The sequence below is a fragment of the Segatella copri genome (assembly GCF_019249795.2).
Lineage (GTDB): Bacteria > Bacteroidota > Bacteroidia > Bacteroidales > Bacteroidaceae > Prevotella > Prevotella copri_B.
Genome location: NZ_CP156891.1, coordinates 2,031,942 through 2,056,992 on the forward strand (window position 1 = coordinate 2,031,942; position 25,051 = coordinate 2,056,992).

The following is a 25,051-nucleotide window of genomic DNA, read 5'->3' on the forward strand; positions in this document are numbered from 1 at the left end:
TTTGAATCATTTTCTATGAACCCAGGATATTAGAGCAGGACAGATATAACATCCCTGCGGTCTGAGATTCAAATAAATCTCAAACCATATCCTTTTAACAAAGAAATGGCATCCCCTCAAAACCAGGGAGTGCCATTTTTAATTTTATCGTTGTCATTTCTCAAACTCCACAATATAAGTAAAGTGCCCCCACGGTGAACGGCAATAAGCATCTTTGCTACCCTTAGGAACATAGAGAACAATCTTCCCAAAACTAGGAGTCTCAAAGATATCATCCATCGTCACCCTCCAGATTGCATTGCCCAACATAGGTGGTGTCTTGCTACGGAAATATATACCCTCCAGATTAGGACTGCCAGCAAAGATATGTTTCATCACATGCAACTTGGGATTATCAGGCATCACGACCCGCTTCAAGAAAGGGTGAGCAGCAAAAGCACTATCCTCCAACTCATCTATACGATAATCCATACCCTTATATTTCACGGTAGCAGGTATCTCGATGACAGAATCCCGGTCATTGGCAGCACTTACAGTAACCAAACCACCACCCCACGACTTATATACCAGGTTGCCAACAGTAAACTGAGCAACCACATCGTATAGTATCTCTGGCTTTACCACCTTATTATATAAAACAATACCTGATGTGCCCAAAACTAAAAAAGCGAGAAGACAGTTTAAAGCTATTAGGCGACGATGAAGCGACTGAATATGCATCCTTAAAGCTAACACATTAGGATACCGATACTCTAAAGGAAGAAAACATCTCTTGACAGCCCAACGGCAAGACCATCCCAGCCGCATCTCCTTCAAGATGACTCCCAGGCTGTAGATATCATTGCGCACATCAGGCACACTCTCCTCCTGCTGCTCAGGCGAAACATACCCTTCGGTACCGGCAGGGCTCTTCAGAATGGTATAGCTATCGGCATCAGAGAGCCCGAAATCAATCAACTTGAGCGTACCTCCGTTACGGGCTATCATGATATTGGCAGGTTTCAGGTCGCGATGCACAATCTGCTGTTCGTGCACATACTCCATCACCAGCAAAAGCTGGCGGGCAATCTGCCGGCGCTCCAAACCGGAATGCTTCTGGGCAAGCCACTCATCAAGCGTCACGCCATCTATCCATTCCATCACGATACACCTGCCGTATCCCTCAACTTCTTCCAACCCCTCCACCTTCACAATACCGGGATGGTCAAGACGGGCAAGAATATCATATTCCTTCTGCTGAAGCTGCAGGAAGGTAGAATCATGACACACATCAGGCTTCAACGATTTCAATATCCACCACTGACCGTTGCGCTTGGCTTGGAGCAGGACATTGAAACCGCTGGAAGAAAGTTCGGATATTTCTGTGAATGTTTCCGAGACTTCAAACTCTGAGGACAATATAAAACCTGATACTTGCGTCATAAGTGCAAAGATAATACTTTTTGTGAAGAAACAGAAGAATTTAAAATAATTTTTGCATAACAATGTGGATAACTCATGAAAAAATAGTATCTTTGCAGCCAAAATTGCAATTTTATAAATAATTAATGAAGATTCTAGTAACGGGTGCGTCGGGCTTTATCGGCAGCTACATCGTGGAAGAGGCCTTAAGACAGGGCATGGAAACCTGGGCGGCAGTACGCCCTACCAGTTCCAGAAAGTATCTGCAAGACGAGCGCATCCATTTTATCAATCTCAATCTTTCTTCAGAGGAAGAGTTGGAGAAAGAACTCGCCCCGCACGAGTTCGACTATATAGTGCATGCAGCCGGCGCAACGAAGTGCCTGCATGCAGAGGACTTTTATAAGGTAAACACCGAGGGAACCAAGCATCTGGTGAACGTCCTTCTGCGCCTCCAGATGCCTATCAGGCGATTTGTCTTTGTCAGTTCGCTCAGCATCTTTGGAGCCATCCGCGAAGAGCAGCCTTATCAGGAAATCTCAGAACATGATACTCCTAAGCCAAATACTGCATACGGAAAGAGTAAGCTGGAGGCAGAACGCTATCTGGACAGCATCGGCAATAACTTCCCTTATATCATCCTCCGCCCTACAGGAGTTTATGGTCCTAGGGAGAAAGATTATTTTCTCATGGCGCAGAGCATCAAGCAACATGTTGACTTTGCTGTAGGATTCAAGCGTCAGGACATCACTTTTGTATATGTACAGGACGTGGTACAGGCTGTATTCCTGGCTCTGGATCATGGAATGAACGGCAGGAAATACTTCCTCAGCGATGGAGAAGTATATCAGTCAGCTGCCTTCAGCGACCTGATAAAAAAGGAGTTAGGCAATCCTTGGATGCTACGCATCAAGGCACCTGTCTGGGTGTTGCGCATCGTAACCTTCTTCGGAGAGTATCTCGGAAGGATGACGGGTAAGATGTCGGCCCTGAACAATGATAAGTACAACATTCTGAAACAGCGCAACTGGCGATGTGATATTGAGCCAGCCATGGATGAACTGGGCTATCATCCTCATTATCCACTGGAAAGAGGTGTGAAGCTCGCCATCAAGTGGTACAAAGATAACGGATGGCTGTAAACTAGTTAATAGTTAAAAGTTAATAGTTGATAGTTGATAACGGCTACACCGTATAGCGAGATTGCCCTATAAACTGTAAACTATAAATTATAAACTAATAAGAAGCGTGATAAAAGATTATTTCAAGATAGACAAGAACCCGAAGAAGGGACTGATGACACTGGAATGGGTCATGCTGGGATATATGGCAATCACCATTATCACCATGCTCTTTACCTATACCAAACTCGTAAACCCGGAAGCTATGCTTTGGGGACGACTGAGAGTGCTCGTCATGACCATCGCTCTTTGGGCAGTATACCGCATGATACCTTGCCGCATCACCAAGATGGTGCGCATCATTGCCCAGATGGCTTTGCTTGCCTGGTGGTATCCCGACACCTACGAAATCAACCGCATGTTCCCAAATCTCGACCATATCTTTGCAGGTTGGGAGCAGGATCTTTTCGGCTGTCAACCCGCCCTGCTCTTTGCCAAAGCCCTGCCTTGGGCTGTAGTAAGCGAACTGATGTCGATGGGCTACTTTATGTATTATCCGATGATTGCATTGGTTTCATTCTATTATTTCTTCTGCAGATATTATGAGGCTGAAAGAGCTGCATTCGTCATGCTCACCAGTTTCTTTATCTACTATCTCATCTACATCTATGTACCGGTAGCGGGTCCGACCTTCTACTTTGATGCAGTAGGGATATCAGAAATAACCAAAGGCATCTTCCCGGCTTTGGGCGATTACTTCAATACCCATACCAACTGCCTGCCGACACCGGGCTACACCGATGGAATCTTCTACCAGCTTGTAGAAGACGCCAAGAACGCCGGCGAGCGTCCTACAGCCGCTTTCCCAAGTTCGCATGTGGGCGTGAGCACCATCTGCATGCTCCTGGTCTGGCATGCCGGCAACAGAAAAATGCTATACGTGATGCTGCCATTCTACATCTTCCTGTGTCTGGCTACCGTATATATTCAGGCGCATTATCTCATCGATGCCATCGCCGGCCTCATCTCTGCCGTCGTCATCTATTTTGCATTGATGGCAGTATCGAAGGGAATGATAGAGCATCATACTCCTTCTTCGCGACTGAGATTCAGATAGTTACATATTTTAATTACAATAACATTATAAACGAATAGAATTCATCTAGAACAATGAAGAAACTATTTATTGAGACTTATGGCTGCCAGATGAACGTGGCAGACAGTGAGGTAGTTGCCTCTGTGATGCAGATGGCTGGCTACGAAATTTGTGAGAAAGAAGAAGAGGCTGATGCCATCTTCCTGAACACCTGCAGTATCCGCGAGAATGCAGAGAACAAGATTTATCATCGCCTCGACACCCTGCATGCAGAGCAGAAAAAGGGAAGAAAGGTGATTCTCGGCGTTTTGGGCTGTATGGCAGAGCGCGTGAAGGATGACCTCATCCAGAACCACTATGCCAATCTCGTTTGCGGACCAGACAGCTATCTCAACCTGCCGGATATGATTGCGCAGTGCGAGATGGGAACCAACGCCATCAACATCGAACTCTCTAAGACCGAGACTTACCGTGACATCGTACCTCAGCGCATCGGTGGCAACAGAGTGAGCGGTTTCGTAAGCATCATGCGTGGTTGCAACAACTTCTGCCACTACTGCATCGTGCCTTATACCCGTGGACGTGAGCGCAGCCGCGATGCTGAGAGCATCCTGCGTGAGGTTCGCGATTTGCAGCAGCGTGGCTTCAAGGAGGTTACCCTGCTGGGACAGAATGTAAACAGTTATGGTCTCTCGCCATCGGGCAAGCGCGAGGAAGGCAGTCTTTCCTTTGCCGAGCTCCTCCACATGGTAGCCCAGGCTGTACCGGATATGCGAGTGCGCTTCACCACCTCTAACCCAGAGGATATGACCGAGGACATCCTCCACGCCATTGCCGAAGAGCCAAACCTCTGCAAGCACATCCACTTCCCTGCACAGAGCGGAAGCAACAAGATTTTGAAGCTGATGAACCGCAAATACACCCGTGAGGAGTATCTGCAGCGCATCGCCGATATCAAGCGCATCATTCCAGGCTGCGGCATCACCACCGACATCTTCGTGGGTTATCACGACGAGACCGAGGAAGACCATCAGGAAACCCTCTCGCTGGTGAAGGAAGTAGGATTCGACAGCGCCTTCATGTTCAAGTATTCAGAGCGCCCGGGCACCTACGCAGCCAAGCACCTGCCAGACAACGTTTCTGAGGAAACCAAGATAGCCCGCCTCAACGAACTTATCAAGTTGCAAACCGAGGTGAGCGCCGAACAGAACAAGAAGGATGAGGGCAAGGTATTCACCATCCTCATCGAGAACTTCAGCAAGCGTAGCCGCGAACAGATGATGGGTCGAACAGAACAGAACAAGGCGGTTGTCATCGATAAGGGCAACCACCACATCGGAGAGTTCGTGAAGGTTCGCATCACCGGTTCTACCTCTGCTACTCTCTTCGGAGAAGAAGTAAAGGAGTAAAACCAAACTCTTCAGAACAGCTTTTTCTGAATAAAAAGACTCTTCTGAAAGAAAAAACAGAATATAAACAAGAAAAACCGCCAAAAGTTTGGCGGTTTTCTTAAAAAGCACTATATTTGCACCTATGAAGGAATTCTTGCAAATTTTACGCCGATTCGTCCCTCCATACAAAAAGTATCTGGGACTGTCAATCCTGTTCAATATCCTGTCTGCGGTATTGAACATCTTTTCGTTTGCAGCCTTGATACCAATCCTGCAAATCCTGTTCAAAGTAGATGGTGGTATCCGTGTCAACGAGTATATGCACTGGAATGGAGATTGGGGTAGCATCAAGGAGGTTGCAACCAATAACCTGTATTATTATATTCAGGAGTTTATTGTTGTCCATAGTGCATCAACAGCCCTTTTGGTCATCGGCATATTCCTAGCCTTCATGACATTCCTCAAGACGGGAGCCTATTTCCTCTCGTCAGCCACCATCATACCTATTCGTACAGGTATCGTAAGAGACATCCGCAACCAGATTTACCAGAAGATAAACAGTCTCTCGCTCGGTTTCTTCAGCGAGGAGCGCAAGGGAGATATCATTGCCCGCATGAGCGGTGATGTGCAGGAAGTGGAGAACAGCATCATGTCGTCGCTCGACATGCTCTTCAAGAACCCTATCCTGATTCTCTTCTATTTCGTTACGCTGATCTGCATCAGTTGGCAGCTCACCCTCTTCACCATTCTCTTTGTACCACCTTTCGGCTGGTTCATGGGAGTAGTGGGCAAGAAACTGAAGGCACACAGTATCGAGGCACAGGCACTTTGGAGCGACACGATGAGTATGGTAGAAGAAACCCTGGGCGGCTTGCGCATCATCAAGGCGTTCTGTGCAGAAGAAAAGATGAACAAGCGTTTCAATCAGGTTAATAGCAGCTACCGCGACAACATCATGCGCGTAAATATCCGCCAGCAGATGGCACACCCGATGAGTGAGTTCCTGGGAACCATCCTCATCGTAGTGGTATTGTGGTTTGGCGGTATCCTGGTTCTGGATTACGGCAGAATCGACGGTCCTACCATCATCTTCTATCTCGTGATGCTCTACAGCATCATCAACCCACTGAAGGAATTCTCCAAGGCGAGTTACAATATCCCAAAGGGATTGGCAAGTATGGAGCGTATCGACAAGATTCTGCAGGCTGAGGTGGAAATCAAGGATAAGGAGAACCCTGAGCATATCAGCAGCTTCGAACATCAGATAGAGTTCCGCCATGTTTCCTTTGCCTATACCGACCATCAGAATGATGAACTGGTTTACGTGCTGAAGGATATCAACCTGGTGATTCCTAAGGGAAAGACCATCGCACTGGTGGGTCAGAGCGGTAGCGGAAAGAGTACGATGCTCGACCTGATTCCTCGCTACTACGATGTACAGGAGGGCGAAGTGCTCATCGACGGTATCAACGTGAAGGACCTCTGCGTGCACGATCTCCGACAGCTGATAGGTAATGTAAACCAGGAGGCTATTCTCTTCAATGCAAGCTTCAAGGACAACATCCGATTCGGCAAGACCGATGCTACGGATGAAGAAATAGCCAATGCAGCTAAGATAGCCAATGCTTACGAGTTTATTACCAAGTCGGAGCATGGTTTCGATACAAATATCGGAGACCGAGGCGGCAGACTTTCCGGTGGCCAGCGCCAGCGTGTCAGCATCGCCCGTGCCATCCTCAAGAATCCTCCTATCCTCATCCTCGATGAAGCGACATCAGCCCTCGACACCGAGAGCGAGCGCCTGGTACAGGATGCCTTGGAGAAACTGATGAAAACCCGTACCACCGTGGCTGTGGCTCACCGATTGAGTACCATCAAGCATGCCGATGAAATCTGCGTATTGCACGAGGGTAAGATTGTGGAGCGCGGTACCCACGATGAACTGATTAGAAAAGACGGATATTACAAGAAGTTGCATGATATGCAGCAGGTGTAATTGAGTAAATAGTTAATAGTTAAGAATTTATAGTTTTACAGATGGTTAAGATTGTTTATGCATTCTTTTATGCAATATCGCTGCTGCCTTTCAGGCTGCTCTATTGCATTGCCGACTTCGAGTACTTCATGATGTATTACGTCATCAAGTACCGCAGAGGTATTGCGCGTAAGAATCTCACCAGCTCTTTTCCCGAGAAATCAGAAGAAGAGATTATCGACATTGAGAAGAAGTTCTATCGCTGGTTCAGCGATTACTTCTTCGAGGCTGTCAAACTGCTCAGCATCAGTGACAAGGAGTTGCGCCAGCGATTCCAGGTCATCAACAGCGAGGAAGTGGAGCAATGTTTCCAGGAAGGTCAGGATGTGGCAGCCATCCTCGGTCATTACTGCAACTGGGAGTGGCTCTCATGTGTAGGCATCAAACTTCCTAAAACCCGCATCATAGGCCTCATCTATCATCCTCTGCGTAACCAAGCCTTCGATGAACTCTTCAAGCGCATCCGCTCTCACGAAGAAAACGGAGTGCCTGTCCCAAAGAAGGACATCCTCCGCTATCTCGTAGACTACAAACGCAAGAACATCCGCAGCATCTTCGGCTACATCAGCGACCAGGGTCCCAAGTGGGAAAACATCCACCTGTGGCTTCCTTTCCTCAACCATCCCGAAACCCCAGTATTTACTGGCGGTGAGAGAATCATGAGGAAGATGAACGATGCCGTGTTCTATGTAGAGATGTCCCGCCCTAAGCGCGGCTACTACACGGCAACCTACAAACTCATCACCCGCAATCCGAACTCCCTGCCGGAGCACGAGATTACCCGTCGCTTCTTCCAGATGCTGGAAGAAACCATCCGCAAGAATCCACCTTATTATTTATGGACGCATAACAGATGGAAGCGAACCAGGGAGGAGTTTGATAAGCGATATGAGGTGGTGAAGGGGAAAGTTGTACCGAGAGAATAGAGTTGTTCCAAGAGAAATAGAGTTTATCTTAATAATAGAAAGGGTTACAAGATGATAGAAGCAAAAAGAGTACCTTATGGAGTCTCTGATTTCCTGAGAGTTATCAGAGAAAATCAGTATTACGTAGATAAGACTATGTATATTCCGTTGTTGGAGGCTCAACCCGACAACCTGATATTCATTCGCCCTCGCCGCTTCGGCAAGAGCCTGTTCCTCAGTATGCTCGAAGCTTACTATGACTGCAAGATAAAAGACCAGTTCCAGGAAATCTTCGGAGGTCTCTGGATTGGCAGTCAGCCTACCCCTCTACAGGGTAAGTATCAGGTACTGACACTCGATTTCTCACAAGTAGGAGGAAACATCGACAATCTGGAGGAACGCTTCAATTCGTATTGCAATATCTGCTTTGACGCTTTCATCAACAGATATGCACAATTCTATGATGAAGCAACCAGAAAGACCGTTCTTGCAGAGGATGTAGCATCCAACAAGCTTGCTACTATCCAAAAATACGCAAAAGAACACAATTATCAGCTTTATCTCATCATCGATGAATACGACAACTTCACCAACACCGTGCTCAATGAACAGGGTGAAAAAGTGTATCATGCGATGACGCATGCCAGCGGTTTCTACCGCGACTACTTCAAGAAGTTCAAGGGTTCATTCGCCAAGATATTCATGATGGGTGTAAGCCCTGTAACACTAGACGATGTTACCAGTGGCTTCAACATCGGCTGGCATATCTCAACCAAGCCCGAGTTTGACAAGATGCTGGGCTTCAGCACAGAAGATGTACGAGCCATGTTTACCCGTTATCGCGATGCGGGACAGATTCCGGCAGATAGCGATATCGAGGCAATGATAGAAGAGATTAAGCCGTGGTATGACAATTATTGCTTCTCAGAGGCATGCTTAAACAGTAAGGTCAGGGTTTTCAATTGCGATATGGTGTTATATTATCTCCGTAATTACATGGACGATGGTAAAGCCCCTAAGCAGATGATAGACCCAAACACGAAAACCGACTACAACAAGATGAAGCGACTGCTCCAACTCGACAAGCTAGACGGCAACCGCAAGGGCATCATCCGCAGGATTACGGAGGAAGGCAGCATCGTATCGAATCTATACGAAACCTTCCCTGCCAGTGAAATCGTGAAGCCGGAATACTTCCCAAGCCTGCTGTTCTATTACGGCATGCTTACCATCAAGGATACTTTCGGCGACCAGTTGCTCTTGGGAATCCCGAACAACAATGTCCGCCGTCAATATTATGGCTATCTGCAGGAGCAATATCAGGAAATCAACCATATCAACCTGAATGAGTTTGGTTATATGCTCACCTGCATGGCGTTCTATGGAAAATGGGAAGATGTCTTGGGCTTTATGTCGAAGGCTTACGCCGAAGTGGCATCAGTAAGAGATGGCATCGAAGCCGAGCGCAACCTGCAAGGTTTCTTTATGGCATATCTCTACCTGAGCAGCTATTACATTACGGCTCCCGAGCTTGAATTAAATCACGGCTATTGTGATTTCTTCCTCTTGCCCGACCTGACTCACTATCCTACCAAGCATAGCTATATCATCGAACTGAAGATGTTGCCAGCCAAGGATTTTGAGGCAAAAGCCGAGGCACAATGGCAGGAAGCAGTAGAACAGATCAATCGTTATGCCGCAGCACCAAGAATAGAAGTCTTGCGCCAAGGCACGACATTGCATAAAATCATCATCCAGTTTGCTGGATGGGAAATGAAACGAATGGAAGAAGTATAAACATTCATATTTAACTATAAGAATGAGAAAGATTAAGATAAATCCTAAATACGAATATCTGAGAGTCTTTATCGAGAGCATACCTGATATTTTCGAGAAGGAAGGTCGTGAGATATATAATAAGCGCAACCTCATCAAGGTGCTAACAGCACCAGATGGAACACAGGTTAACATAAAGCGCTTTCATATACCACATGGTCTCAACAAATTTATCTATTCTTGGAATATCAGGAAGCCAAAAGGTCAACGAGCATTCGAATATCCTATGATTCTGAAAAGGAAAGGAATCAATACTCCAGAACCTTTAGCCCTCATTGAAGAGCATAACTTTCTGAATCTCTTAGGATATAGCTATCTTATCACCATCCAGTGTGACTATGGTCATACCCTCTATGAGATGGCAGATGCTAAGCCAGAAGAATATCAATACATGGCAAAAGCTTTAGCCCATTTCGCTGCAGACATCCATCTGCACGAAATCCTCCACAAGGACTTTACTCCTGGCAATATTCTCTGGAAACGAGATGAAGAAGGATTCCATTTCATGCTGGTAGATATCAACAGAATGGATTTCGGACCAGTAAGCGAGAAGAAAGGACTTTATAATCTCAGAAGATTCTGGGGGCCCAAAGAATTCACCCGTATCTTAGTAAGCGAATATGCCTTGCTGCGCAACATAGATACCGACAAGGCTGTAGCCTATGTGATGAAAGAACGGGCTAGGTTCTGGACCAAATATGGAAAGAAGCACGAAATTCCATTTCAGCTAGAATTATAGTTCAAACTCATCTTTGTACATTTCACATATAAACTATTGAATATGGAACAAAAAAGACTCTGTTATATTAGCCGCAACTATTATAATCTGACAAGTGCCGGCAATAAAGCAAAAACAGACAACGAGGATACGCTTGCAGAAATGGGAGCCATCAATCTTGGCTTACCACGCACAATCAGGAATAGCAAGATATTGGCTTTCTTCCTAGACTTAATAGGCGTCATCCGTGCCTGTATCTTACTCCAGAAAGACGATGTGCTGTTCTTGCAATATCCTGTAAAAAAGTACTTTTCGTTTCTCTGCCATATAGCCCAACTGAAAGGAGCCAGAACGGTTTCTCTGATTCACGACCTCGGCTCTTTCCGCAGAAAGAAGCTCACCATCCAGAAAGAGATAAACCGTCTTTCGAATAGTGACTATATCATCGCATCAAACGATAAGATGAAAGGATGGCTCAAAGAGCATGGGTTACAGAAGCCAGTTGGTGCCCTGGGCTTATTCGACTATCGTTCTGCATCAAGATGCTCGGAAGAGGTAACAGAAAGAGAACAGATAAAGGTGGTTTATGCCGGAGCCTTGAGCATGAAGAAGAATTCATTCCTGATAGAACTTTCCAAGACATTGAGCCATTGGCAATTACTGGTTTGTGGAAACAAAGAAGGTCTGCAAGGTTTGCAAAACAATCCTCAGATTACTTACCAAGGGTTTGTACCGTCAGAGGAATTTATCAAGCACATAGATGCCGACTTCGGACTGGTATGGGACGGCGATTCTCTTGACGGATGCTCGGGAGAATACGGGCAATACCTGAAATGGAATTCTCCTCATAAGGTATCCTTCTACCTCCGTGCCGGTTTGCCGCTCATCATCTGGAAAGAAGCTGCCGTAGCTCTTATCATCGAAGAAGCTGGAGCAGGTATAACCATCTGTTCGCTGGAAGAGCTGGATGACAAACTTGCCAATCTTACCCCGGAACAGAAAAAGGAGATGAAAAAGCAAGCGGTAAATTTGGCTCAGAAGCTGAACAAAGGCAGATTCCTTCAAGACGCTTTTCGCTCGCTATAATATTGCAGATATAAACTTAGTTTTCAGCAAGATAGAGGAGCTACAATCTTAAAAATATATAAAACTGACACTTCACAAGCAAGTTCTGTACACTCAGTACATTTCTTCTAAAAAGACAAAGATATGATTCATATAGCTTGTAACATAGATGATAATTACATCATGCAATGTTGTACTACTTTAGTTTCTGTCATGTACAATAACAGAAATGAACAGATAACATTCCATATCATTGCTGAGTTTCTCAGCAATGAGGCCAAAAGTATGCTTACAGAAGAAGTAGAAAAATACAATCAGCAAATACACTTTTATGCTTACAATCTAAACATGAATCTTTCATCGTTCAAAAGCGCCCACATATCGCTTGCAGCCTACCTGCGTCTTTTCGTGGCAGATATTCTACCTGTAGAGATACATAAAATTCTATATCTGGACTGCGATCTCATCATAAACGATTCTATAAAAGATTTGTGGGAGACAGATGTTACATCATACGCCGTAGCTGCAGTAGAAGACATGTGGAGCGGAAAAGCAAACAACTACACCCGGCTCGAATACCCTCAGGAAGATACCTATTTCAACTCGGGAGTACTCATCATCAATTTGGATTACTGGAGAAATGCCCATCTGAGTAAAGCCAGTTTGGAATTTGCAGAAAAATATGCAGAAAAGCTAATCTTCAACGATCAGGACATACTCAACGGACTTCTGCATGACAGAAAACTCCTGATACCCTTCAGATGGAACATACAAGATGGCTTTCTAAGAAAAAGAAGACATCTTCGCCAGCAAGCCATACCGAAACTGATAGAGGAATTAAAACATCCTGTCATCATACATTTCACAGGCCACAGAAAACCATGGCTCCATATATGCCAAAGTCCGTATCAAAAGCTATTCTTCAAATACCTGGACATGACAAGATGGAAGGGTATCCGACCTCAGACGCCATGGTCGTGGAAGCTCAAGACACTTATCGATAGTATATTATATGCAATGCACTTAAAAGTTCAAAAATACGATTATAAAAATATTCAAGCATTATGAATTGTGAATTAAGCATCATCGTTCCCGTTTATAATACAGCACAATATTTGCCTCAATGCATAGAGTCTATTCTAAAACAATCATTCAAGAACTGGGAACTAATTCTTATAGATGACGGCTCAACAGACGGCTCGGCTGAAATATGTGAAGAATGGGCTCAAAAGGATGCTAGAATCAAAGTCATCCACAAAGTTAATTCCGGACAGGCAGATAGCAGAAACCAAGCTCTTGAAATCTGTCAGGGAGCCTATATTGGCTTTGTTGACAGCGATGACTGGATTGAAGAATCTATGTATGAAGTCTTGATGAATGACTTAAAGACTACCAATTCAGACATTGCTATCTGTAATCATTACGACGAAAGTAAGAACAAGACTCTTTGCAAAAATGTTTCAGACAAGAGATATATCTTAAAGAACCAAGAAATACAGGAGTTTGTCATTAAGGATAAAATCAAGAGCTATATCTGGCAAATGCTCTTCAAACGAGAATTGCTCAACAAGCCGATGCCAACTTCTAAGAATTACGAAGACTATAGCATTCTGCCACATTGGTTCGAAAATGCCAAACAGGTGGTCTATACTTACCAGCCGCTGTATCATTACCGGCTTCGAAAAAGCAGCATCGTCCACGATTTATCTCTCAACAGATATTATGAATTCTTTAAGGCTGAAATATCAAGATATAATTATTACAAGCGCTCTCCTTTCCGCAAGATTGCCAAAAGAATGGTAGTAAAGCGAGGTATCAAAGCGGCTAAATACGTATCAAGAAACCAAACTTCTCTATCGAAGCAGAAAGAAATCAAGGCCATGGTAAGCAGAATATCCAAGGACCTCAAGGCCTTTTCTCTAATCGGTATAGAGAAAAAGAGTTTCAAGGAACGCGTTTTGCTTTATCTCTTGTTAAAACACCCTAATAAATTCATATTGTATCAACGAATGATGGACAAACTGATGTTCTACAAACATTCTAATTTAGATTTATACGAATAATGAAAAAGAAAGTCTCAGTCATAACAGTCAACTATAATAATCTGAAGGGTTTGGAAAGAACAATCTCTTCAGTGCTTTTGCAATCATTCAGCGATTTTGAATACATCATCGTTGATGGTGGGTCATCAGATGGCAGCAAGGAATATATAGAATCTAAGCAAGAATATATCAATCAATGGGTTAGTGAAAAAGATCATGGGGTATATAATGCCATGAATAAAGCCATAAGAATGGCACAAGGCGAATATTGTATCTTCATGAATTCGGGCGATCATTTCTTTTCTTCACAATCTTTGGAGAATGCTGCCAAGATGCTCAATGGCTCAGACTACTACGTGGGAGAAACCATTATCATAGACTGCAAACTGGCTTCACTCTGCCTTCCACCACAGAACATGTCGTTCCGATTTATCAGAGATAAAGTTCTGCAGCATCAATCTACATTTACAAGGACTCAGTTGCTAAAGGAGCACCCCTACAATGAAAATCTGAAAATCGTATCAGATTGGGCACACTTTCTGGAAAACTGGTATTTCAAAAAATGTTCATACCAAGCTATTAACTCTATTGTTGCTGTATATTATACTGATGGCATCTCTTTTACAAATGGTGACTTGTTGAAAAAGGAAAGAAAAGAGGTGTTCTCCGAGTTATTTGGAAGCACCAGCAAGTTGCCTCACATAAAAGAGACTGCAGAAGAAAAGAAAGAACGCATCAATGATGATTTTGCATTCAAACTGAAAAAAGCTCTGAAGATGAAACCAGTATCACGCGACTGGAAAATCCTACGTACAGGCTTTAAATTTTTATGGAAAGATTTGTCTATTAAATCAAAGTAAGATGAAAGTATTATATGACAGTCAAGCCTTCGATATGCAAACGCATGGAGGCGTTGCCGAATTATATTCCCACTTGCCTCAAGACATTGAAGCAAGCCTCAGCGTCATGGAATCTGCCAATGTTTACCTCAAAACATTAGGAAGTAAACCAGATGGAGAATTATATCATAACTTTCTCTGGAAGAAAGATACTGCAATAAAGAAAATGCTATATAAGTTCTATTATAATGCAAAATTCGGAGAATATTCACGATTAGATCGTACTCCAAGAATCAATAGATACAAGTCTGTCTGCGACATCAAGTCTAAAGATTTCGATTTGTTTCATCCAACTTTCTTTGACCCTTACTTCCTCAAGTACATAGGCAGTAAGCCTTATGTTGTCACGGTACATGATATGATACCCGAACAGTACAATCAGTATTATGACCATAATGACTATCAGATTCTGCAAAAACATCTTGTCATACCAAAAGCAAATCACATCATTGCAGTCAGCCAACAGACAAAAAGGGATTTATGCCGTATCATGAATATCAAGGAAGAGCAGGTGAGCGTAGTTTATCATGGAGCAGACGAAACTCCTTATACGCCAAACGAAAACAACAGACATCCATTTGAATATATACTTTTCGTTGGCGAACGTCACTTTTATAAAAACTTTGATTTCTTTGCCAAGCAATGTGTACCTATTTTAAAAAGACACAAGGAACTGAAGGTAGTATGCACAGGAAAGCCTTTCAATGAGACTGAAAAAAGTATGTTTAAATCATGGGAAATGGAAGATAGATTCATACATGAGTTTATCAAAACAGATCAAGAAATGCTAGACTTATACCACTATGCCCTGGCATTCGTTTACCCATCATCATACGAAGGGTTCGGACTCCCGATTCTTGAGGCTTACAAAGCAGAATGCCCTGTTTTACTCAATCATGCCAGTTGTTTTCCGGAAATCGCAGAAGACGCAGCAGTTTACTTCCACATGGATGAAAAGAGAACTGATTTCGAAGAACAGTTTGAAACTTTCTACTATCTAGACGGGATAGAGAAAAAGAAACTCATAGAAAAGCAGAATGAAAGACTAAAACATTTTTCATGGAAAAAATCTGCGTTGGAGTTGGCTAATATTTATAAACATATCAATTAGCAAGTATGAAGAAATATGATTATCTCATAGTTGGCTCCGGACTCTTCGGAGCCACATTCGCCCATTTGGCTCATAAACAAGGAAAAACTTGTCTGGTGATAGATAAGCGACCACATCTCGGTGGCAATATCTATTGCGAAAACATAGAGGGCATCAACGTACATAAGTATGGTGCCCACATCTTCCATACCTCCAACAAAGAGGTGTGGAACTTCGTCAACTCTATCGTTGAGTTCAACCGCTACACCAACTCGCCTGTGGCAAACTACAAAGGCAAACTCTATAATCTGCCTTTCAATATGAATACCTTCTATCAGATGTGGGGCGTAACCACACCAGCAGAAGCACAGGCTAAAATTGATGAGCAGAAGGCAGAAGCCGTGGCTAAAATGAAGGCCGATGGTGTAAGTGAGCCTCGCAATCTGGAGGAACAGGCTCAGGTGCTCATCGGTAAAGATATCTACGAGCGTCTCATCAAGGGATATACCGAGAAGCAATGGGGACGAAAGTGTACAGACTTGCCAGCCTTCATCATCAAGCGACTGCCGGTACGCCTCATCTTCGACAACAATTACTTCAATGACAAATATCAGGGAATCCCTATGGGGGGATACAACAAACTCATCGATGGTTTACTTGAGGGGGCAGATACAAAGGTATCAGTTGACTTCTTTAAAGACGAGATAGAACTCCCAAACGGCAACAAGGGGGTGCTGAAAGATCATTGGAAAGAACTTGCCACTAAGCTGGTTTTCACAGGCAAGATAGATGAGTTCTACAACTATCAGTTTGGTAAGCTCAACTATCGCACTGTCCGTTTTGAGCAGGAAACCATCGACTGCCCTAACTATCAAGGTAATGCCGTGGTAAACTATACTGAGCGCGAAGTGCCATATACCCGAGTGATTGAGCACAAGCATTTCGAAATGTTCGGAGCAGAAGTCTATGAGACCCCGAAGACGGTTATCTCCAAGGAATATTCCACCGAATGGAAAGATGGCATGGAACCATACTATCCGGTAAACGACAAGGAGAATTCTGAACTGTATGCACAATACAAGAACCTGGCAGACCAGGAAGAAGATGTAATTTTTGGCGGCCGCCTTGCCGAATACAAGTATTATGACATGGCTCCTATCATAGAGAAAGCATTGGCTATGTTCAAATAAAGCTATTCTGTAAAGCCCCTTCTACATTCGGAATATATTGGCTCAGGAGAGGTTGCCCATAGATGGATAACCTCTCCTGAGCTACTTTAGTATTATAGAGAAAACCATATTGACTACAACGTCCAAAGGAACGAAAAGATTTTTCTCTTATTTTTCTTCTGATACATTTTGAGGAGTTGAATAATCCTTTGTCATCATCTCGTAAACGAGCTTAAACCATATCAGCACGCAAGGCAATGCCTTCAAGGCGTAAGGCTGCACGTAGTTCTTGCGGATGAAAGCAGGGAAAAGATCGGATGGCGACATGCTCGTCAGAATGAAGGCAAACACCAGCAGCGCAACGTCCCAGCAGCGATTGATTCTGCATTTTGGAAAACATATTCTCCATGTTCTTGCCCGCAAGGCTGACATGCCACTCCTTATACTGGTCGATGATATACTCAGGACTGGTTATCGCCATAGGCAGGACAAAGAACAGGACAGCCCATCCTATCAATGCTGCCACAAACTTAACCTTGTGCTTGGAGAAGAAGAAGAACGCCAAACCCACGATACCATAAAGCTTCACGAAGGTTCCTATCATGATAAAGCAGGCTGCCGTAATATCTTTCTCTATGCAATAGAACGATGCGATGATGATGGCGGCAATGATGATGTTAAACTGACTCATAAACAATGCCGTGAGCAACTCATGGGCACAGAACCAATAGCAGAATATCTGCTTGCCCTAACGCAACGGTAGTTTGCGTATGGCAACAAACAGAGCCAGCGCCATCAACACTTGCCAGAAAAATAATCCCAGCGGATGGGGCAACACGGCAAAAGGTGCGATGATGATGCTGAAGAACGGACCATAGTGGTTCGAATCGAAAAACTCCAAAGGATACTGGGCATACAATGAAGTCTGATTCCAAGCATGCCAGAAATCATACTTGAATATCAAGAAGTTATTGCACTTGTGAATCTTGATCAATGCAGACCCACACCTAGAATCAACCAGAGCCCCAGCAAGGTGCGAGGGTCGCTGAAGAAAGGGCGACCGAAAAAGTGCCTGATACCTGCTAGCCACTGGCTATTCTCCATTTTTGTACTATCCATTCTATCTGTCTTGTTATGAATTACTTTATTTAGAGGGCAAAATTACGCAAATTCCACGTAATTAGCAAATAAATCCATATTTATTTTGAGAAATCAGTTTTTTAATATACCTTTGTCCCAATAATTAAAGAAAAAACAAAATGATGAACATAGGATTCTATGCAAAGAGAGCGGCGCAAAACCGCACAGGACTGGGCAACTACAGCCGATTCGTGATTAGAATACTGTCGGAGCAATTCGCCAGCAATTCTTACCATCTGTATACCCCTAAGCCTCATCGCATGCCCTATCTCGGAGAGATACCCACGCAGAAGAAGCTCTCCCTGCATTTTCCACCCAAAGGCATCTGGAGCAAGATACGGTCCATCTGGCGTGTATGGGGAATGACCCACGACATCCAGCAGGATGGCATCAACATCTTCCATGGCCTCAGCAACGAACTGCCGCTCAACATCGGCACACCCCAACAACGTGAGACAAAGCTGGGAGAAGACAGATGCAAATACCTAGTTACTATCCACGACCTCATCTTTATCCACACCCCACAGTATTATCACTGGATAGACCGAAAGATATACAACTATAAGTTTCGACGTGCCTGCCAGTGCGCCGACCGCGTGATAGCCGTAAGCGAATATACCAAGCAGGAAATCATGCACTACTATCACACCCCAGAGGAAAAGATAGACGTGGTGTACCAAGGCTGCGACCCTGTCTTTGCCCAAGACATTGAGTCCAGCAAACAGGAAGAGGTAAAGCAAAAATACCAACTGCCCGACCAATATGTGCTCTACGTAGGAAGCATCGAGGAGCGCAAGAACCTGATGCTGGTGGCAAAGGCTATGGCAGAAATCAACCAAATGGCAAAAGCCAATGAGGAAAAGTGCAATATAGCCAAAATCCATGTGGTGGCTGTAGGCAGAAGAACCCCTTATGTAGACGAGATACAAGCCTACCTCAAGGAGCAAAGCATTGAGCATCTTTTCCACTTCCATCATCAGGTACCTTACGAAGACCTGCCATTCTTCTATAAGCTGGCACGCAGTTTTACCTATCCTTCTCGCATCGAGGGATTTCGGCATCCCCTTGCTCGAAGCCATCACAAGTGGCATACCTACCATCGGATGCACAGGGTCTTGCCTGGAAGAGGCAGGAGGACCTGGCGGAATCTATGTGAATCCCGATGATGCCCAAAGTATGGCAGAAGCCATCGTGCACACTTGTACCGATGAGCAACTGCGCCAAGACATGATAAAAGCCGGCAAGACTTATGCCCTCAACTTTACAGACGAGAAACTAGCCTGCGACTTAATGAACACATACGAAAAGTTATAAGGGGGCACCTGCAAAAGCGTGTGGATGCAGGTGATCCCAATTATGTTTAGTACCTTTGCACCTATACACAATATAAGCTTTAACATTTATTGTTTATCTTGCATGCAAGATTATGGCAATAAGGATGTTATAATATAGAGAAAGTAAGAAGTAAAGAAAGAACAAGAAGTAAAAAGAAAATAATATAAAAGGATAAAAGCAGTTATGAATAAGAAGCAATTGAAAATTGTAACAGGAGTAGCTATTGCTGTTCTAATCATATCCATCATTCCCATGTTATGGATAAGCCAGTATCTTCATCCATTTGCGGATGATTATGTCTTCGGTGCAGAAGTATATAAGATTTGGAATGAGACCCATTCATTTCCGGCTTGCGTTCAGACAGCCTGGAATGTAGCTATGACGATGTATCATACATGGCAGGGCACCTATTCCGCCTGCTTTCTCATGGCTCTACAACCAGGAGTATTCGGCCAATATTGGCTTGGAACATTCATCTTGATTTTCAGTTTGGTGACCTCCACTTACACCTTATTATATATGGTTATGCGAAAATTACTCCATTCGTCCAGATTGGAATATCTCTTCGTATCTACCCTCTTCGTTCTGATGACCATCCAGTTTACATGGTCATACTACGATGCATTCTATTGGTATAACGGGGCGATGTACTACACTTTATTCTATAGCATGTCTCTGTTTTTAGCATCTCTGCTCATAGGATATCAATTAAGTAGTTCCAAGTTCAAGAAAGCCCTTATCGGAGGGGCGTCCATCGTTCTATCCATCATCATTGCCGGCGGAAACTTCGTGTCAGGACTTGGCATGGGAGCGATTCTGTTTGCAGCCATTCTCATCATGAAGATGGAACAAAGAAAATGGCCACGTTTATATATTACTATTCTCACCATCTATGGCATCGCCTTCCTTTTCAGCGTGTTGGCTCCTGGTAATGCGTTCAGACAAGTTACCATAGAAAGCAAGCCAAATTTTGTCGTTGCATTCTTCATGGCAATAGGAAAGAGCTTCGAGTTCTTATCAGAATCCATCAATATCGCTCAAATTCTGATGTTGATGCTTCTTAGCCCTACCCTTGTCAAGGCGGCAAGTAGCTCGAGATTCAAGTTCTCTCACCCTTGGCTATGCATCCTGATTACCGTTACGCTTTACAGTTCATTCTTCTTCGCCCACAGCTATGCCATGGGAAAAAGAGGACCGGGCAGAGTACAGAACATCTATTCGTATATACACCTGTGGCTCATCTGCATCAATATTTATTATCTTTCTGGAGCTGTTCTGAGAAAGGCTGAGGCAAAAGCGCCATTAAGCTCTGCCATTATAGATTTAGTAACGGCATCTAAGAAGAAATATGCCAACTCGCTGCAGTATGCGCCATATTGTGCCATTGTCATCTTGATATTATCCGTAAGTCTCAAGGAAAGGACAACCAACAGAACCGTTTCACTTATGTTGAAAGGAACTGCCGTGAAATTTGACAAGGAAATGAACGAGCGTGAACTGGCATTGAAGACGAATACCCAAAGTGCCATAACATTGAAGCCTCTTACGGTAAAAATGCCTTCGGATGCATTCAATGACATCATGATTTATCCAGGATATTGGATCAATCAGGGAATTGCCCGATACTACGGTAAAGATAAGATTGTTGCCTCACCAGCCGCAAACATGCAGGAATCTCCAACCATGCTTCTTGCACGTTGCAAAAGAGACATAGGACCAGGTAATTTGAAATTTGTATATATAAAATAATTGAACTCTTGCAAGTAAATTCCACACGCCCTTTCAGGGCGTGTGGAATTTACTTGCAAGAGTTTAGCACTTATAGCTCAGGCTTAAACTTGAGAAGTTGCTTATGGCTTAAACTTAATTCGTTTTCTATAACTCCAGTTTAAACTTAATAGGATGCTTCTTGCCATAGCGGGTCCAGAACTTGGCGCGTTCCTTCATCACATAATCTACAGCCTCATCCACGCTGTAATCTCTTACCTTGGCATATTCAGAGACCAGGATTCGGATGAATTCCTTAGGTCCCCAGAACTTTCGGAGATTATAGAGTCCTTCCTTGACGCTGATTTCTCCAAACTTCATGCGGTTGATATCCACGATGATGAAATGGAAGCCTTCATCATCCTGTTTCCACAACACGTTGCCTGGCGTAAAATCCTTATGCAGGATTTTCTTATTATGCATATCAGCAGCAAAATGCGCCAGCGCCTTAGCCAGTTTCTCGTAGGTGCCAGGGACTGCATCGCCCACTTCGTAAAGCGTATGCAGGTTGTCACACTGCAGGGTGATGAGATAGGTATATCCCAAAAGCCCGATGGCATTACGCTCTTCGATAAGGGCAATAGGTGTAGGGGTTCCGATGCCTTTCTTCTCCAATATCATCGGATATTCGAAGGCACGCTCTCCCTTAGGCTTTCTGATGCCTAGGGAATAAATCAGTCTGTTGGGTCCCTTTGGCGCATGATAGCGCTTCACATTAATAACAGCTCCATCAGGAACTTCCATCACCTTAATAAGATTGCGACCCGTGTAAATCACACGTCCTTCCTTCTCGAACACATCCGGGATGCGTTCGATGAAACTTCTCATCTCTTCGTATTTTGGATTTATCTTTATCTTCATTTGTTTACTATATTTTTATATTTTTGCCTAGGATGCTTTGGAACTCCAGGGAACATCATTTCCAAACTCTTCTCTTGAGCCACAACGCCAAGATGGGGTCACTCATTTCCAGATGCTTAGGAGCAGGAATCGTAATCAGATCTTTCACCATCAAGGATTTCTTGAGGCGGGTTACATTGGCGGCAGTACCCAGACGATAGGTTTCCAATATCGCTGTCTGCGTGAAGCCTGTATGTACTCCATTGATGATGGCATGCAGGAAATTCATCTGATAGGCAGAAAGGTCTTCGGTCTGCTGGATAAACAAAGGCTCGCAAGCATCCAGCAACCGGTCTATTCCATATTTCAAGTCTTCTTCTGTAGCTGCAGAATCATCCTGCACTCGCAGCCATACAAACCATGCCAACTGCTGTACATAAGAGGAATATCTGTCTGTTACCTGACAGATTTCACGAGCCAACTCTTCAGAAATATGCTTGCCGGTAGATTCGAATCGCTGACAGATATACTCCACCCAGTCTTTCTCGCTTATCTTATTCAGATAGAAGAAATCACCAAAGCGATAGAATGGATAACTGGCATTCTGGAACATCTGTTCCATCATGTGCTTCTTGCTTCCATAAAGACAGTAAGATACATGGCTCTGTAATTGCCATACGCTGCGGAGCTTCTTCTGGAAGGTCAAGGAATCAGGGAAATCGCCTATCTGCTGAAATTCATCGATGCAGACTACGATATGACAACCTTTAGAACGAGCTATCATTTCCGGAAGTCTCAATACTTCTTCTGTTGTATTGTTACCTGCATTATACTCCAAAGCCAAAGAAAAATCAGTCAAAGGATCTTGACCAATACTGATTTTCGGAACGAAACGGCTTAAGAATACCTTGGCATTCTCCATCCATTCTTCCCATTTTGAAGAAGTAGCCCGAACTACAGCCGTAGCAAAAGCATTGATAAAATCATTCTCCGAACGACAGCCAAAGGCATCTATACGAGCTATCCTGATGTCCTCGCTCTCTACAAGCGAACACACCTTATCCACCAATGAAGTCTTACCCATACGACGAGGTGAAATCAATATCGTATTCACTCCATACGTAAAGTTCGCCTTCAGACGTTCTGTTTCCTCTCGTCGGTCGGTAAAGGAATCTCCCTCCACACGAACACCGAACACAAACGGAGCTTCTTTACTTTTTCTCATAATCACTACCTTATTATATACTAATGTAATTCGTATGTAAGCTCCACACGCCCTGGGCTAGGAGCTTTTCTTCTGCAAAGATAGCAAAAAAAAACAAATTAAACAAGGTTGTTTTAAACAAAGTTGTTTAAAACTAGCATTTTTATTACGAATTAACTAATAGTCAATGGATTACGGGTAAGACACCAAAGAATTTAACGGGAATATTTTTAAAACACGGACAAATTGAATTTGTCCGGATGGTTGTCCAAAAGGCTTATAAGTACCAGAAAAACAACACGTTATGAAACTCCGGACAATTTGTCCGGACAAATTCAATTTGTCCGTGTTATTTTTTTTATGAGAAAGGAAGAAGAAGAAAAAGGGGGTTACGGATTGAGACGAGAACCTGTTATCCAAGAAGCTATAACCTGGCACCCGAGAAACTATGATTTAGCACATAAGAACCTATGTTTTCCGACCCACAAAACTATGACTTAGATTTTTTAACACAATTTGCCCCAAATGGCTGCTGAAATTCGGGTCTTATCACACGCTCAAATTTGGCGGTTACAGAAGATAGTCGTATTTTTGCCGCCGTTTACCGGATATTCCGACAAGCTAACTTTTAAACATTAAATAATTATGGAGAATGAAAATTTAAGAAACATAGAGAACCTTTTAGCCGCTAAGGCAAGTACACAGCCTCTTTACGAATTCCCAGTAGACCAGCTTCCACTCGGACTCCGCGACTCGCTCTCTGGCGTAGCCGCAGAGGCACGCGTGCCTGCCCTCTTCTCAGCCCTCCCTATTGCCGCAACCTATGCTGACCGTCTGAAGGCGAAGTATTGCGACGGCAGCGATACTCCGATGGCACTCATGTCTATCATCATCGGCGAGCAGGCATCAGGTAAGGGCGTATGCCGCCGCATCGAGAACATCTGGGCGAAGAAGATGGATAAGGACGATGAGAAACCTCGTGAGGATGAAGCCTGGTACCAGCAGCACAAGGGCAAGAAGGGTGTAGTGGATCCAAAGCCTTGCATCCGTCACATTGGCGATACTATCTCGAAGTCGGCATTGATGCGTCGTCAGCTCTGTGCCGATGGCCATACCATGTATATGTTCAGCGAGGAGCTCGGTTCGATGAAGAGCGTATGGAAGGTGTTCGGCGACTACTTCCGTAAGGCGTTCGACCAGAGCGAGGTGGGTCAGGACTACATCACAGCCACCAGCGGCGTAACCCACGCCCAGCTCAACTTCTCCGGCTGCTGCACCCAGAACATCTTCCAGAAGTTCTTCACCGATGATAACATCGAGGACGGATCTTCTTCAAGAATGATGCTCGCCAAGATGCCCGATACCTCCTTCGCACCCCTCAGCCAGCACCACGACTATACCGAGGAGGAGCAGGCAAACATCCTCAAGGCAGTAACTCTCCTTGAACGTAGTCACGGCGTAATGGAGCTGCCCCGTATGTGCGAGGAGTTCTGCCTGTGGCTCGAAGCGAAAAGACAGCTTGCCCTGGCGAATGCCGACCGTGTGATGGATGTATATCGTCGCCGTTCCGCCGTCATCGGCTTCCGTTGTGGCGTCATCTTCCACATCCTGGAACAGACCGGAGAGGAAACAGATGCCTGCATCCGTTTTGCCAAGGCTGTGGCCGACTACGTGCTCGCCATGCAGATGGAGATGTTTGGCTTGCGTCTCGACAAGCAGCAGCAGGACAACGAGGCAATCCCAGTCTATAAGTCTCGAAACACCCTGCTCTTTGCCCAGCTCCCTGAGCAGTTCACCCTCTTCGATGCCAGCCGTGAGCGTGGCGACGGAGCCAGTCGTGAAACCATCCGTAAGATGATAAGCCGCTGGACCAAGCGTGGTCTCTGCAAGAAGCTGAAAGGTGGCGACACCGAGATCTGGCAGAAGCTTACCCTCTCGGCATAAAGCATCTTGAATCTCCTGAAACAGTAAATCCCCCATCACGCAGCCAAAGCGTG

Annotated in this window: 18 protein-coding genes and 2 pseudogenes; 16 read left to right on the forward strand and 4 right to left on the reverse strand. The window is 44.4% G+C overall.

Annotation, left to right across the window (positions count from 1 at the left end; translation table 11 throughout):
* Positions 1 to 153: 153 nt before the first annotated feature.
* Entirely contained in the window at positions 154 to 1,422 is a 1,269-nt protein-coding gene (locus KUA48_RS08630; RefSeq protein ID WP_153101148.1) for a serine/threonine-protein kinase, read from the reverse strand.
* A gap of 125 nt (positions 1,423 to 1,547) precedes the next feature.
* Here KUA48_RS08630 and KUA48_RS08635 point away from each other — a divergent pair, with 125 nt between their 5' ends.
* The 13 genes from KUA48_RS08635 (at position 1,548) to glf (ending at position 16,789) form a co-directional block, all read left to right on the forward strand.
* The gene (locus KUA48_RS08635) at positions 1,548 to 2,543 is read left to right on the forward strand and encodes an NAD(P)-dependent oxidoreductase (protein ID WP_117693260.1); all 996 of its coding nucleotides are present in this window, start codon (positions 1,548 to 1,550) and stop codon (positions 2,541 to 2,543) included.
* Positions 2,544 to 2,697: 154 nt separating this feature from the next.
* A complete protein-coding gene (locus KUA48_RS08640; RefSeq protein ID WP_117586115.1) occupies positions 2,698 to 3,639 on the forward strand; it encodes a phosphatase PAP2 family protein in 942 nt (313 codons plus the stop codon).
* Between the two features lie 53 nt (positions 3,640 to 3,692).
* On the forward strand, positions 3,693 to 5,027 hold the full coding sequence (gene miaB, locus KUA48_RS08645; RefSeq protein ID WP_006848118.1) for a tRNA (N6-isopentenyl adenosine(37)-C2)-methylthiotransferase MiaB: 1,335 nt from the start codon (positions 3,693 to 3,695) through the stop codon (positions 5,025 to 5,027).
* A 124-nt stretch (positions 5,028 to 5,151) separates the two neighbouring features.
* The gene (locus tag KUA48_RS08650; protein WP_153080132.1) at positions 5,152 to 7,005 is read left to right on the forward strand and encodes an ABC transporter ATP-binding protein; all 1,854 of its coding nucleotides are present in this window, start codon (positions 5,152 to 5,154) and stop codon (positions 7,003 to 7,005) included.
* Between the two features lie 41 nt (positions 7,006 to 7,046).
* A complete protein-coding gene (locus KUA48_RS08655) occupies positions 7,047 to 7,970 on the forward strand; it encodes a lysophospholipid acyltransferase family protein (RefSeq protein ID WP_218432994.1) in 924 nt (307 codons plus the stop codon).
* A 51-nt stretch (positions 7,971 to 8,021) separates the two neighbouring features.
* Entirely contained in the window at positions 8,022 to 9,746 is a 1,725-nt protein-coding gene (locus KUA48_RS08660; RefSeq protein WP_153073638.1) for an ATP-binding protein, read from the forward strand.
* A 22-nt stretch (positions 9,747 to 9,768) separates the two neighbouring features.
* Positions 9,769 to 10,524, forward strand: coding sequence for a lipopolysaccharide kinase InaA family protein (locus KUA48_RS08665; protein WP_218432995.1), 756 nt, complete (start codon positions 9,769 to 9,771; stop codon positions 10,522 to 10,524).
* A 42-nt stretch (positions 10,525 to 10,566) separates the two neighbouring features.
* A complete protein-coding gene (locus KUA48_RS08670; RefSeq protein WP_153073636.1) occupies positions 10,567 to 11,589 on the forward strand; it encodes a galactofuranosyltransferase in 1,023 nt (340 codons plus the stop codon).
* A gap of 123 nt (positions 11,590 to 11,712) precedes the next feature.
* Positions 11,713 to 12,636 (forward strand): glycosyltransferase family 8 protein, encoded by a 924-nt coding sequence (locus tag KUA48_RS08675; protein WP_153073635.1) that lies wholly within the window; start codon positions 11,713 to 11,715, stop codon positions 12,634 to 12,636.
* Positions 12,633 to 13,631, forward strand: coding sequence for a glycosyltransferase family 2 protein (locus KUA48_RS08680; protein ID WP_153073634.1), 999 nt, complete (start codon positions 12,633 to 12,635; stop codon positions 13,629 to 13,631). Before KUA48_RS08675 ends, KUA48_RS08680 begins: the two co-directional genes overlap by 4 nt.
* On the forward strand, positions 13,631 to 14,470 hold the full coding sequence (locus KUA48_RS08685; RefSeq protein ID WP_153073633.1) for a glycosyltransferase family 2 protein: 840 nt from the start codon (positions 13,631 to 13,633) through the stop codon (positions 14,468 to 14,470). Before KUA48_RS08680 ends, KUA48_RS08685 begins: the two co-directional genes overlap by 1 nt.
* 1 nt (position 14,471) lies before the next feature.
* A complete protein-coding gene (locus tag KUA48_RS08690) occupies positions 14,472 to 15,620 on the forward strand; it encodes a glycosyltransferase family 1 protein (RefSeq protein ID WP_218432996.1) in 1,149 nt (382 codons plus the stop codon).
* Positions 15,621 to 15,625: 5 nt separating this feature from the next.
* Positions 15,626 to 16,789: a UDP-galactopyranose mutase gene (glf, locus tag KUA48_RS08695; protein WP_218433000.1), complete on the forward strand. Its 1,164-nt coding sequence runs from the start codon at positions 15,626 to 15,628 to the stop codon at positions 16,787 to 16,789.
* A gap of 147 nt (positions 16,790 to 16,936) precedes the next feature.
* Here the strand turns inward: glf and KUA48_RS08700 are convergent.
* Positions 16,937 to 17,872 (reverse strand): annotated as a pseudogene (locus KUA48_RS08700) (glycosyltransferase family 87 protein).
* A 158-nt stretch (positions 17,873 to 18,030) separates the two neighbouring features.
* Between KUA48_RS08700 and KUA48_RS08705 the strand changes: the two are divergent.
* Positions 18,031 to 19,222 (forward strand): annotated as a pseudogene (locus tag KUA48_RS08705) (glycosyltransferase family 4 protein).
* A 204-nt stretch (positions 19,223 to 19,426) separates the two neighbouring features.
* Positions 19,427 to 20,992: a DUF6056 family protein gene (locus KUA48_RS08710; RefSeq protein WP_218433001.1), complete on the forward strand. Its 1,566-nt coding sequence runs from the start codon at positions 19,427 to 19,429 to the stop codon at positions 20,990 to 20,992.
* 126 nt (positions 20,993 to 21,118) lie between these two features.
* On the opposite strand, the gene KUA48_RS08715 is transcribed toward KUA48_RS08710, so the two are convergent.
* Together KUA48_RS08715 and KUA48_RS08720 are read right to left on the reverse strand one after the other, a co-directional pair.
* A complete protein-coding gene (locus KUA48_RS08715) occupies positions 21,119 to 21,871 on the reverse strand; it encodes a lipopolysaccharide kinase InaA family protein (RefSeq protein ID WP_218433002.1) in 753 nt (250 codons plus the stop codon).
* Between the two features lie 55 nt (positions 21,872 to 21,926).
* Positions 21,927 to 23,075 carry an ATP-binding protein gene (locus tag KUA48_RS08720; RefSeq protein ID WP_153073629.1) on the reverse strand — a complete coding sequence of 383 codons (1,149 nt, stop codon included), beginning with the start codon at positions 23,073 to 23,075 and terminating at the stop codon, positions 21,927 to 21,929.
* Between the two features lie 624 nt (positions 23,076 to 23,699).
* Between KUA48_RS08720 and KUA48_RS08725 the strand changes: the two genes are divergently transcribed.
* Positions 23,700 to 24,998, forward strand: coding sequence for a hypothetical protein (locus KUA48_RS08725; RefSeq protein ID WP_118255913.1), 1,299 nt, complete (start codon positions 23,700 to 23,702; stop codon positions 24,996 to 24,998).
* Positions 24,999 to 25,051: the final 53 nt, after the last annotated feature.

Excerpts from the sequence above, each read along its gene's own strand:
- KUA48_RS08630 (WP_153101148.1), bottom strand. The coding sequence starts at position 1,422 with ATGACGCAAGTATCAGGTTTTATATTGTCCTCAGAGTTTGAAGTCTCG.
- KUA48_RS08635 (WP_117693260.1), top strand. The coding sequence starts at position 1,548 with ATGAAGATTCTAGTAACGGGTGCGTCGGGCTTTATCGGCAGCTACATC.
- KUA48_RS08640 (WP_117586115.1), top strand. The coding sequence starts at position 2,698 with ATGACACTGGAATGGGTCATGCTGGGATATATGGCAATCACCATTATC.
- miaB (WP_006848118.1), top strand. The coding sequence starts at position 3,693 with ATGAAGAAACTATTTATTGAGACTTATGGCTGCCAGATGAACGTGGCA.
- KUA48_RS08650 (WP_153080132.1), top strand. The coding sequence starts at position 5,152 with ATGAAGGAATTCTTGCAAATTTTACGCCGATTCGTCCCTCCATACAAA.
- KUA48_RS08655 (WP_218432994.1), top strand. The coding sequence starts at position 7,047 with ATGGTTAAGATTGTTTATGCATTCTTTTATGCAATATCGCTGCTGCCT.
- KUA48_RS08660 (WP_153073638.1), top strand. The coding sequence starts at position 8,022 with ATGATAGAAGCAAAAAGAGTACCTTATGGAGTCTCTGATTTCCTGAGA.
- KUA48_RS08665 (WP_218432995.1), top strand. The coding sequence starts at position 9,769 with ATGAGAAAGATTAAGATAAATCCTAAATACGAATATCTGAGAGTCTTT.
- KUA48_RS08670 (WP_153073636.1), top strand. The coding sequence starts at position 10,567 with ATGGAACAAAAAAGACTCTGTTATATTAGCCGCAACTATTATAATCTG.
- KUA48_RS08675 (WP_153073635.1), top strand. The coding sequence starts at position 11,713 with ATGATTCATATAGCTTGTAACATAGATGATAATTACATCATGCAATGT.
- KUA48_RS08680 (WP_153073634.1), top strand. The coding sequence starts at position 12,633 with ATGAATTGTGAATTAAGCATCATCGTTCCCGTTTATAATACAGCACAA.
- KUA48_RS08685 (WP_153073633.1), top strand. The coding sequence starts at position 13,631 with ATGAAAAAGAAAGTCTCAGTCATAACAGTCAACTATAATAATCTGAAG.
- KUA48_RS08690 (WP_218432996.1), top strand. The coding sequence starts at position 14,472 with ATGAAAGTATTATATGACAGTCAAGCCTTCGATATGCAAACGCATGGA.
- glf (WP_218433000.1), top strand. The coding sequence starts at position 15,626 with ATGAAGAAATATGATTATCTCATAGTTGGCTCCGGACTCTTCGGAGCC.
- KUA48_RS08710 (WP_218433001.1), top strand. The coding sequence starts at position 19,427 with ATGAATAAGAAGCAATTGAAAATTGTAACAGGAGTAGCTATTGCTGTT.
- KUA48_RS08715 (WP_218433002.1), bottom strand. The coding sequence starts at position 21,871 with ATGAAGATAAAGATAAATCCAAAATACGAAGAGATGAGAAGTTTCATC.
- KUA48_RS08720 (WP_153073629.1), bottom strand. The coding sequence starts at position 23,075 with ATGAGAAAAAGTAAAGAAGCTCCGTTTGTGTTCGGTGTTCGTGTGGAG.
- KUA48_RS08725 (WP_118255913.1), top strand. The coding sequence starts at position 23,700 with ATGGAGAATGAAAATTTAAGAAACATAGAGAACCTTTTAGCCGCTAAG.